This is a genomic window from Actinospineispora spinosispora DSM 44797, from assembly GCF_000429025.1.
GTDB classification, from domain to species: Bacteria; Actinomycetota; Actinomycetes; order Mycobacteriales; family Pseudonocardiaceae; genus Pseudonocardia; species Pseudonocardia spinosispora.
The window spans coordinates 109,505-119,772 of the sequence record NZ_AUBB01000032.1 but is presented as its reverse complement, the minus strand read 5'-3'; the positions used below and the strand labels follow the sequence as shown (position 1 = coordinate 119,772).

The window sequence follows — 10,268 nt, the reverse complement described above, 5'->3', positions numbered from 1 at the left end:
CGCTCCGAGAGCCCGTGAGCCCGCCGGCTGCGCCGGCTGCGCCGGCTGGCTCCACCGTCACGACCGGGCTGCGCCCTCATCAGAGGGCACGCAAAGGCGCCTGGAAAGGCTCTGGGATGTGGGTAAAGAGCCTCGAAGCGCGCTCAACGGTACTTCCGGCAAGGACACAGCCCCAGCGTGCCCCATACCCGGCCGCTAGACCCGGCCGCTAGACCCGACCCGTGTACCTGGATCGCCACTTCCACTCGCTGTTAGTAACAGCGTAGCAGCGATGCAGTTTACGATCAGGTAGCAGCACTACAGTCCTATGTGGACTCTAAAAAGCTCGCTTCTCGCGACAGCCGCACATTCGATTCTCAATCAAGTTTGAACAATCCTCACCGACCTGATTCAGACGCACCTACCGCACCCAGCAGCCACCATCGGCGCCGGGCTCCACCGGCTCGGGCATGTCCGTGCGTGGGTTAGCCCCGATTGTCGCCGGGCAGGGTTCTTCTACATGCTGATCGAGGATTTGGCCAAGACCCCGCCATCGCAGCCGATGAGCGATCCGGTGGTGTACGAGGAGAGGTCGGACAGCAGCCACAGCACGCACCGGGCGATCTCGTCGGGGTGAGCCAGCCGACCGAGGGGAACCTCGCCGATGATCTTAGTCCGTACGGCGGCACGGTCCCCGACGGCGACGCCCGCCCACATCAGATCGGTGTCGGTGGGGCCGGGAACAACGGCGTTCACGCGTAAGCCATGCGGTGCGTAGTCGACGGCCAGCGTCCTGGTCATCGAAGCGATCGCGCCCTTTGACGCGCCGTATGCGGTCACACCTCCGGCGGCGAACCCGACCTGTGCCGCGGGCGAACCACAGAGCACGATGCTGCCGCCGCCGGCCGCGATCATCACCCGCAGCGCCTGTTGAACGACGAGGAAGGCCCCAGTCGTGTTGACGTCCAGTACGCGGCGGAAAGTCTCCGGGTCGAGCTCGTGGGCCATGCCGCCGAGGTCGATACCAGCCGAAGCGAACAGTCCGACCAGCCGAGGCCCCTTGGCCACGGACTCGAACGCGCCGCTGACCTCCTCGACCCGCGTGACATCCACCAGATGCCCAGTGGCCTGACCGCCCGCGGCACAGATGGCATCAACGGTGGCCGTCACGCCCTCGACATCGCGATCGAGGGCGTGAACGTGATAGCCGGCCTTGGAGCCGAGCTCGCAGACGGCGCGCCCGATCCCCGAGGCGGCGCCGGTGACCAGCAGTGCGGTACCGATCATCGAGCCGGCCCCAGCAGGGTTTCGACGTCGGCGTAGCGGCTCACGGAATCGAGGTCCAGCTCGATCCCCAGACCCGGGCCCTCGGGAATCGCCAGCATGCCGTCAGAGTCCAACGACCACTCAGTGGTGAGGAGGTCATCGATGTAGGGGGAGCCGGTGACGTACTCGACGAGGTCGGTGTCAGGCAGAGCGGAGGCGATCTGTAGATCGGTGGCCAAGCCGACCGCGGTGTTCCAGCCGTGGGGAATCAGCCGGACCCCGTGGTCGTGCGCGTTCCATCCGATCCGTCGCAGTTCGCTGATGCCGCCGACCTTAGTGACGTCAGGCTGGACTATGTCCAGGGCGCCGCTTTCGATCCACGGTAGGAAGCTCTGGCGCCGGGTCAGCACCTCACCGCCGGCGACCGCGACCGGCGAGTGCTCGCGAAGGCGGACGTAGTCCTCGAGCGCGTCCGGCGGCAGTGGTTCCTCGAACCAGACGACGTCGTGCTCGGCAAGCATGGCAGCCGCGCGCAGTGCCCACTTGTAGCCTTGGCTCCAGGCGCCGTCGCTGGCCCCCGCGTCGACCATGAGCAGCGCGTCCGGACCGACCGTCTCCCGAGCCGCGGTGATGATCTGCTCGTCGAGCTGGTTGCTGATCCGGCCGAATGGACCCCAACCGATCTTGAACGCGGCCCATCCGGCGTCGGCCAGCGGGCGTAGGCGCTCCACGAGCCTGTCCGGACGGTCCATGAGCAACGAGGCGTAGGGCCGCACCCGGTCGCGGTAGCGGCCACCCAGCAGACGGCCTACCGGCTGACCGGTCGCACGGCCGAGCAGGTCCCACATCGCAGAGTCGATACCGCTGATGGTGTGGGTGACCGAGCCACCGCGACCGAGCCAGAAGGTCGTGCGGTGCAGCTTCTCGGCGACCCGTTCGGGCTCGAGTGCGTTCTCACCGATCAGCAGCGGACGCAGCACCTCGAGCGCGGCACGAACCAAGTTCTCGCTGGTGAACACACTGCCCACCCCCACGTTTCCGCCGTCGGTGTGCACCGCGACCAGGGTGTGGACGACATCGTCGGGTTGGAGCTCCTCGGTCCAGCCGCCCTCGGGAGTGGCGCCGCGCAGGCCCGCCGCACGAACGTCGGTGATCTTCATGAGGTCCTCTCGTATGAAGGGATCGGCGAACCGGGTTCGCCGATGGGTGCGGGCTCAGCTTCGGCTGAGATGACGCCCAGCCCGGGTGCCGAGATGCACGCTGTCGCGCACCACCGCGACGCCGTTGACCAGGACGTGCGGCACGCCGACGGCGTAGGAGCCGCGGTACGTTCCGGTGTCCTCCCCGGCCAGGACGTCGAGGTCAAGGACAGCGAGGTCGGCGTAGGAGCCCGCGACGACGCGGCCGCGATCGAGGATTCCAAATCGGTCGGCGACCATCGAGGTCATCTTCCGTACCGCCTCCTCGAGGCGCAGTGTGTTGTGCCGAAGGACGTGATGAGCCAGGTAGTGCGTATGGCCGGTGACGAACAACGGATGCCGCGTGCGGTCAGCGAGCGGGCCATCGAGCCGACTGGTGAAACCGTCGACCCCGAGGCAGAACAGGGGGTGCGAAACAGCGTCGGCGACGTGCTCGGGAGTGAACAGCCGCCCGAGCAACTGCACATCAGCCATGTCCGCCCCAGCGGCGGCCAGCAGATCGAAGAACACGTCCCAGCAGTCCTGCCCCCGCTGGGCCGCGGCTCGGGGGATGGACTCGCCTTCCAGCTCAGGCGACCCGGGACTACGCAGCACTCCGACCCGGTCCCACTGCCCTCGGTGTACAAACCGCCAGTAGCGATCACAGTCACTTCGCACGCGGCCCCGAACCCGTGGGTCGGCCAGCCGCCGGGCGGCCTCTGAGTAACCTTCGTCGAGCAGCCACGACGGCAGCAGCCCCACCGCCAGACCGATGCCATCACACAAGGGCGTGATGTCGGCGAGAACGTCCAGGCCGCCGAGGCGAGCGGAGCCCAGCATCTGGACGGCATCGCGCCACGCTCCGACTGGGGCTCCGGTGTCGTGACGAACGTTGAGATGCGAAATCTGGGCGCGAAGCTGGTGCTTCGAGGCAATGGTGAGGAACTCCCCCACCGACTCCAACAGCCGAGTGTCACGGTTACGGATGTGACTGGCGTAAATGCCGCCGTGGCGGCGCAGGGCGCCGGCGACCTCGATGAGCTCCGCTGTGTCCGCGTCACGGCCCGCGCCGTACTCCAGGCCGGTGGACAGTCCCAGGGCGCCTGCGTCGAGGGCCTCGGCCAGCAGCGCGATCATGGCCGCGGTGCTCTCGGACGAGACCCGGGTACCCCGCACTCCGGCGGCCTCACGCAACGCGGTGTGCCCGACAAGCCACGCCAGGTTCTGGGCTGTTCCCCCGTCGCTGCCGTGCACGGTCCGCAACAGCTCCGGGAAGCTGCGCCAGCTGACCTCGCCGGTGTATCCGTAGCCCCGCAGCGTCCGCTGTGTCTGAGGCAGCATCGCGTCGCTCACGGGAGCGTGGGTGATACCGCAGTTCCCGACGATCTCGGTGGTGACGCCTTGGCGAATAGTGCTGTGGGCATCGCGGTTGCCCAAGATCGACCAGTCACTGTGGCTGTGGGGGTCGATAAACCCTGGGACCACGGTCAGGCCAGTCACGTCGATGATCTCGCCCGCGGTCCACGCACCGGTTCCGACGACCTCGATCCGGTCGCCCCGGACACCGACGTCGGCACGAACCGGCGCGGCCCCGGTCCCATCGACGACCCACCCACCTGCCAAGACAAGATCCACAGCAGCAGATGTCGTGGCAACCGACGTCGTCATCGGAGCAACTCCTGGTCGTGGCGCTGGGGTATTCGCCACAGACACAGCAACGACACGACCGCACCCACGATCAAGTACCAGCAAGGCGCCATGGCCGAGCCCGTCGCGGTGGCCAACGCCGCATTGATGAACGGCGCTGTGCCGCCGAACACCGCGACCCCGATGTTGTACGACGTGGAGAACCCAGCCGACCGCAACCGAGTCGGGAACAGCTCAACGAACAACGCCGCCATCGGCCCCGACCCCATGGCATAGAGCACCACGAACACCACCTGCCCTAGCAGAACCAACAGCACCGATCCACTGGTGACCAGCACGAAAACGGGGTAGATCGCCAGCACGAATGCCGCCATAGCCATCGTCATCACCCTCGACCGGCCGACCCGGTCCGACAACGCGCCGGCAACGATGATCAGAGGAACCTCGATGACAAGCGCGACCGCATTCGTCATCAGCGCAAACCGAAGCGGAAGCCCTGTCACCCCAGCGATATAGGCCGGGAAGCTCGTGGCCGTGTAACCGAGCACCGCCAGCCCGAACATGCTGCCGAAGACCAGCATCCAGTTCCGACCCAGCGGCACAGCGGCCCGGCACACGGACAAAAGCGGCTCAGTGGACGCCTGCCCCGCTCGGCGAAACTCCGGAGACTCCTCGAGCCGCAGCCGCACGAACACCCCGACCGCGGCGACCGCCCCACCGAGCACGAACGGTAGGCGCCACCATCCCGAGTCGATGGAACTGTCATCCAGCACGCCGGTCATCACCGTGACCGCACCCACTCCGAGCAGAAACCCGGCCACAGTCGAAGACTGGACGATCCCGGAGTACAAACCCCGACGACCGGTCCGGGCATGCTCGATCAGATACGTTGCCCCGCCGGTCCACTCGGCACCAACGGCCAGACCCTGCACCATCCGCAGTGCCACCAGCAACACCGGGGCGACGACCCCGATCGAGGCATAGGTCGGCAGGGCACCGATCAAGACACTCGACACCCCGACCACGACAATCGTGGCCGCCAACATGCCGCGGCGGCCCGCTCGATCGCCCATCCGGCCAAACATGACCGCCCCCAACGGACGGCAGAAGAACCCCACCGCGTACGACGCAAGCGCCACCAGCAACGACACACTCGCGTCCTGCGCCGGAAAGAACAGGCGCGCGATGACCGTCGCCATCGCCGCGTAGATAGCGAAGTCGTACCACTCCAGCACAGTGCCCAGCACCGATGCCACGGTGACCTTGATCGGAACTCGACTCAGCGCTTCGGCCTGGTCAGTCCCAACCTCGGCGGCGGAGGTGTCCTCCGTGCTCATCGCCATCTCCCTCGATCCTCGATGTCCGGCGAACTCAAGCGACCGTAAGTCGAAAATGGCAGATGGTCAACCATCTGCACTTTGCTAGTCTCCACTCGTGCACCAGGCGCCGGCAACTACAGAGCTCCCACCCGAGTCCCGACGGGACTGGGTCGTGCGAAAGATCCGCAACCGCATCGCCACTGGCGAGCTCGCCGCCGGAGACCGGCTCGTCGAACGCGACCTCTCCGCCGTCTACAACCTCAGCCGAGGGCCGGTGCGTGAGGCGATCATGGTGCTGGAACACGAGGGCCTAGTCGTCACCCAACCCTACCGAGGCGCGGTCGTCGCCGAGATCGAACAAGACGAGATCACCGACATCCTCGTCCCCATACGCGTCGTCATCGAACGCGCCGCATTCCGGACAGTCGCGGCGTCCCGCCCCGAAGGCCTAATGACCAAACTCGAAGAAATCGTCGCCGCGATGGATAGGGCATCAAGCAGCTCTCCCGATGCCGAAACACTCGCCGACCTCGACATCGAATTTCACGAGACAGTGATCATAGCTGCCGGCCACGTCCAGTCACGACAGATTTGGAAGGCCATCCAGCCCCGAGTACGCGCCTACTTCCTGCGCGACGCACCGCAACACGAATCAGCTCGCGAAGTCGTCGACCAACACCGCGAACTCCTGGCCACGCTCAGGGACGCACCCACTGAGCACGTCGACACAGAGGTCGTCAAACACATTCAAACATTCCTCGACCAATAACTGCCATCAAGATCGCGCAACGAACTCGCGGGCAGCACGATCACCACCATGCTCGGCGAACACATCGGCTTATCAGCACGATACGAAGTTTCACCGAGACTCCCACATGCCAGGCCGACAACACCGTCGAAACGGCCACAGACAGCCAGATGCTTCGCGGTCAGGAAGCTCTTTTCATCCCGGTCCCCGGACACGATCTGACCGGCCACCTCGGCACCGCCGTGCGCGCGGCCGAGTTCGCGCATCTGACGACGGGTCACCAACCCAGCCGGCGCACCACGCCAGCGCCACGTCGGCAGCCCACCCTAGATCCAGACGAACGGCTTGCCAGCCCCACCGCTCGGTCATGATCTCAACCGCGCGGCCCGTACCGGTGCCGATACTCATCCGCAGGCTCGGGTTTGAGACTCGGGCACGGGGGCGCCGCGCGGGGCCTGCGTGCCGTCCGGGCTGGCGCCGCTCGTGGAGGCGCCGGGACGGTCACACGCTCGGCGCACTCAGGCTGGAATCGGTAGACGATGCCGAACACACCCGGTGTCGTCGGATGGGACCGCTCGCCCTCACCGGTGAGTAGGTGGCCGCGCATCACCCCGGCCGAGTAGGTGATCGGGTAGCGCGCCGCGGCCCGCTGAACCTGGCGGAACTCCACCAGCCAGTACCAGCACCCCGCCACTCCCCATCGACCAGCACGACCAGCTGTGCACCGGTCGCGGCCAGCTCGTGTCACTCATTGACACCATAGGGACACCCCCCGGTGGACTAGTGTCGCTGTTTGTGGCGATGCTCATGGTCTACGCCGGTACCGTGTCTCCGGACGCCGAGGTGACCCGGACCGGAGGTGTTCCCCTCGTACCGGCCAACTTTCACTGGCCGACCTGCGCCACCTGCCGGCGACCGATGCAATTTCTCGCCCAGCTCATACGGGACGACTACCCGGCGCTGTCCATCTTCATGTGCGGAAATGATCCCGGGATGTGTGACGAGTGGGAGCCGGACGGCGGAGGCAACCGGGCGCTGCTGTTCACCGGCGACGCACTGCGTCCCGCGCACGTTCCGGCCGACGGCGTTCCGCTGCTCGACGAGGTGTCCGGGGTGCGGTGGGAGATGGCCGACGAACAGGACTACGACGCGGCCCGTGCGCAGTGGGAGGCGGCCGGCGGCGCCGTGAACGACATCCTCGGCCAGGTCGGCGGCGAGCCGAGCTGGATCCAAGGTGACGAGACGCCGACCTGCCCGGGATGCGAGCGGTCGATGGAGTTCCTCGTTCAGTGGGAAACGGGTCACGATCCCCAAACGGCGATCAACTTCGGGGACGCCGGTTGTGGCTACGCGTTCGCCTGCCGGGCCTGCGGGGAGGCCCGCTTCCTCACCCAATGCTCCTGACCGGAACGGTCACCGCGGCTGTTCCCCACGGTCCCGGAAGAGGGCAAGAGGCCGCCGCCGACATCGAGAAACACCAACCCCAATTCCACCCAGCAGGCCCCGCCCGCGACCCGGCACTACATCGGCATCCTCAGAGGCGGCTGACACGCGAGACCAACCACCACGGCGACGAACCGCCACACCCTCCCGAGCCACCCCCCCCTAAGCCAGGGTCAGGACTCAAACCCCCGAAACCGTCGACACCAACAACCGATTCTCAGTCAAACTGGACAACTCTCACCGAACCTGATCAACACCATCGATCTTCTCAACGAAGACGAACAACCCGCAGGTCAGCGACGACCCCACTGATCACCTGCACTGAGTATCGAGAGCAGGCCATGCTGCCCGCAACTCATCTCTAGCACAGTAGATCGGCCACGGTAAGGACAGTAAGAAAAGACCCTCTCACGCAGCGCCTCATCCGAAAGGACCGATCCGTAAACTTTCGTCCAATCTTCGAGTTCACTCCAACTTCCCCACCTCACCATTTTCTTCAGCTAATGTTAATTGCTCTTTGGCATGGTCGTGCGGTCGAGTACGGTCATGCTCGTCAAGAGCCACGCGGTTCCGCGAAGCTTCTGGCGCTTAATTGGAGATGGACGGAAACAAGATATATCCAATCTTGTTTCCGTCCATCTCGAGCAGTCCCACGACGGGGGTGAACGGTTTCGACTCTGGACGTTGAGTCAGGGGAAGCGTGCAGGTGCAGGCGAGAGACCACCTCAAGAGTCATCGCACAATGAATAAGCGCCAACAAGGTTGACGCCAACGCTACTCAAGATCAGTACGAGCTCGCTGGTGCATGATCTGATCTAGCGTTTGTCGGCCCGGAGTCGTCTCCGCTCCGGAATCCGGCATCAGCAAGGAGACTCACCACCTGACCCGGTCGCGGGGCTCGGCGGAACATCACACAGCGACTGGGCTCGTCACACCGAACTCGTCCGCGTGAGCGGTGGAGCCAAGAAAAGACCCAGCGGACTGCGCACGGAGAAGCCCTGGCAACACGACAGAGGACCCGGGTTCGATTCCCGGCACCTCCACAAAGAAACACCACTTCAATACCATTCGACCACACGCGGCAACCTGACAGCACGCTCGCCTGGATCACCATTGTGCACCGTCGGCGCGACCAATCGCGCCGACGAAATCGCCCTGCTCCAACGCAGCCAAGAAGCCGGTCAGGTCCTCGCCAGTCAGGTCCGCGACCGCCTTCCCGATCGACCTCGTCCGCGAGGTCTGCCACGCCGCCGCGACCGTCACGTTTAGCACCCGCGACGCCCGAATCCGACCCCGCCGGGCCGCCTCGGCCGCCGCCCGCAACCTCGCCGTGCTGCGTGGACCGATCGCTCGGCGCCCTGAGCGCCAGCGAGTCAGGTGGTGCCGGCCAGCCTGACGGTCAGCTCCTCCCGCCCGATCCAGGCCTCGGCCGTACACCGCAACCTGCCAGGGATCGGCCACGACCGCGTGCGCCAGGCCGCCACCGCGCTGGCGCAGGGCCGGCTACCCGAGACCGAAGTACACACACGCATCGCGGGCGCCCGCCTGGCCCCGCTGCTACAGCCCCGCCACCGCGACCGGCGGGCTACCCGTAGCGGACGGAGTGGTCCTCTACAACCCCGCGAAGATGCGTGTTTAGCGCTACCGCTTCCGCGGTGCGCAGATCAGCACGCCCTACAACATCGACGAGGTCGACCCCGCCGGAGCACGTTTCCACGGACCAGCCACGACGATGTCGGCTTCATCGGACAGGTCAGTGAATACCTCAACTGAACCCTCGGATCACGTGGAGAGCCGGATGCTCGGCTAAAGGGCACGAACCTGCCGTTCGGGCGCTGTGGCGAGACCTTCTCCGATGAGGTCGTCGCCGCAGCCATGATCGACCGGCTGGTCCACCACGCCGAGGTCCTCACCCTCACCGGCGGCTCCTCCCGCACCCGCCAACGCCGCGAACTGCTCGCCAAGGACAACCGCGTCCGACAGGACTGACTACCCGCGCCCGTTGCCAGCGGCGAGATCACCGTCGAAGTCGGCCCACCCATTCGATGACCAGTTCCTCACCCACAGCCAGCTCTCGCCAGCGCTGGCCCACTCGCTGGAGCTCGTCCGCAGCCCGCACCAGCACAACCGGATCCACCTCGACATCCACCTGCGTCGACAGTGCCTCACGGGTCCGTCGTCGAACCTCGTCACCGTGTCGCACACCGGCGTCGGCGAGATCCTGGACCAACCCGGCAAGCAACTCCGCTCGTGTCAAATGAGAACCGCGTTCAGCCAACGCAGCCCGGGACCGGTGCTCAGCCCGCGGCGGCCGACGGCCATCCAGATGCTTCATCGAGGCGAAAACCGCGCCCGCCGCGACGGCGCCCCAGAACCCACGATCCTCGCCAAGCTGGCGCTCGACCACGAAATGCACAAGATCATGCGGAACCTGGGCTCCGGCCACGCCCTCCTCAAGGCGATACCGCACACCGTCGTCACGCTCGACCACGCAATAGCTCCGCAGACCATCTCGCAACCGAGGGAACCGAACACGCATGCACCCATCGTGCGCCGCCGGCGCAAGCTCTTAACAACAGACCGGGGTCAAGATCCAGCGTCCCGCTGGGGGGTCAAATTTCCGAAACCGTTGTCACCCAATCTGCTGGGCCAGATGTTTGTGGTGTTCCCCTTAGCCGAGGACACCGT

At 65.9% G+C, this 10,268-nt stretch carries 10 protein-coding genes and 1 other RNA gene; 4 read left to right on the top strand and 7 right to left on the bottom strand.

The genetic code is table 11. The annotated features are described in order from the left end of the window. Nucleotides 1-495: 495 nt before the first annotated feature. The 4 genes from G406_RS0116255 to G406_RS0116240 are packed head-to-tail and all read right to left on the bottom strand — an operon-like array spanning nucleotide 496 to nucleotide 5,407. Nucleotides 496-1,266: an SDR family NAD(P)-dependent oxidoreductase gene (locus G406_RS0116255; RefSeq protein ID WP_028934643.1), complete on the bottom strand. Its 771-nt coding sequence runs from the start codon at nucleotides 1,264-1,266 to the stop codon at nucleotides 496-498. Next, the gene (locus G406_RS0116250) at nucleotides 1,263-2,405 is read right to left on the bottom strand and encodes a mandelate racemase/muconate lactonizing enzyme family protein (protein ID WP_028934642.1); all 1,143 of its coding nucleotides are present in this window, start codon (nucleotides 2,403-2,405) and stop codon (nucleotides 1,263-1,265) included. The genes G406_RS0116255 and G406_RS0116250 overlap by 4 nt, the downstream gene beginning before the upstream one ends. A gap of 54 nt (nucleotides 2,406-2,459) precedes the next feature. Further along, entirely contained in the window at nucleotides 2,460-4,046 is a 1,587-nt protein-coding gene (locus tag G406_RS0116245) for an N-acyl-D-amino-acid deacylase family protein (protein WP_245607131.1), read from the bottom strand. A gap of 41 nt (nucleotides 4,047-4,087) precedes the next feature. Further along, nucleotides 4,088-5,407, bottom strand: coding sequence for an MFS transporter (locus tag G406_RS0116240; protein ID WP_028934640.1), 1,320 nt, complete (start codon nucleotides 5,405-5,407; stop codon nucleotides 4,088-4,090). A gap of 154 nt (nucleotides 5,408-5,561) precedes the next feature. Here G406_RS0116240 and G406_RS0116235 point away from each other — a divergent pair, with 154 nt between their 5' ends. Then, the gene (locus tag G406_RS0116235) at nucleotides 5,562-6,158 is read left to right on the top strand and encodes a GntR family transcriptional regulator (protein ID WP_245607130.1); all 597 of its coding nucleotides are present in this window, start codon (nucleotides 5,562-5,564) and stop codon (nucleotides 6,156-6,158) included. Here the strand turns inward: G406_RS0116235 and G406_RS56925 are convergent. Beyond that, entirely contained in the window at nucleotides 6,137-6,418 is a 282-nt protein-coding gene (locus tag G406_RS56925) for a hypothetical protein (protein WP_156934936.1), read from the bottom strand. The genes G406_RS0116235 and G406_RS56925 overlap by 22 nt on opposite strands. A 502-nt stretch (nucleotides 6,419-6,920) precedes the next feature. Here G406_RS56925 and G406_RS0116225 point away from each other — a divergent pair. Beyond that, nucleotides 6,921-7,541: a YwqG family protein gene (locus G406_RS0116225; protein WP_211241170.1), complete on the top strand. Its 621-nt coding sequence runs from the start codon at nucleotides 6,921-6,923 to the stop codon at nucleotides 7,539-7,541. Between the two features lie 696 nt (nucleotides 7,542-8,237). After that, nucleotides 8,238-8,626: a transfer-messenger RNA gene (gene ssrA / locus G406_RS55200) on the top strand. Nucleotides 8,627-8,687: 61 nt separating this feature from the next. On the opposite strand, the gene G406_RS56920 is transcribed toward ssrA, so the two are convergent. Continuing rightward, nucleotides 8,688-8,843: a hypothetical protein gene (locus G406_RS56920; RefSeq protein WP_156934935.1), complete on the bottom strand. Its 156-nt coding sequence runs from the start codon at nucleotides 8,841-8,843 to the stop codon at nucleotides 8,688-8,690. 558 nt (nucleotides 8,844-9,401) lie between these two features. Here G406_RS56920 and G406_RS55720 point away from each other — a divergent pair. Then, complete coding sequence (locus G406_RS55720; protein ID WP_084216113.1) at nucleotides 9,402-9,569, top strand: ATP-binding protein; 168 nt, start codon at nucleotides 9,402-9,404, stop codon at nucleotides 9,567-9,569. A 28-nt stretch (nucleotides 9,570-9,597) separates the two neighbouring features. Here G406_RS55720 and G406_RS56915 read toward each other — a convergent pair whose 3' ends face one another. Then, nucleotides 9,598-10,071, bottom strand: a complete 474-nt coding sequence (locus tag G406_RS56915) for a hypothetical protein (RefSeq protein WP_156934934.1) — start codon at nucleotides 10,069-10,071, stop codon at nucleotides 9,598-9,600. Between the last annotated feature and the right edge of the window lie 197 nt (nucleotides 10,072-10,268).

Coding starts and splice junctions, on each gene's coding strand:
- G406_RS0116255 (WP_028934643.1), bottom strand. CDS start 1,266: ATGATCGGTACCGCACTGCTGGTCACCGGCGCCGCCTCGGGGATCGGG.
- G406_RS0116250 (WP_028934642.1), bottom strand. CDS start 2,405: ATGAAGATCACCGACGTTCGTGCGGCGGGCCTGCGCGGCGCCACTCCC.
- G406_RS0116240 (WP_028934640.1), bottom strand. CDS start 5,407: ATGAGCACGGAGGACACCTCCGCCGCCGAGGTTGGGACTGACCAGGCC.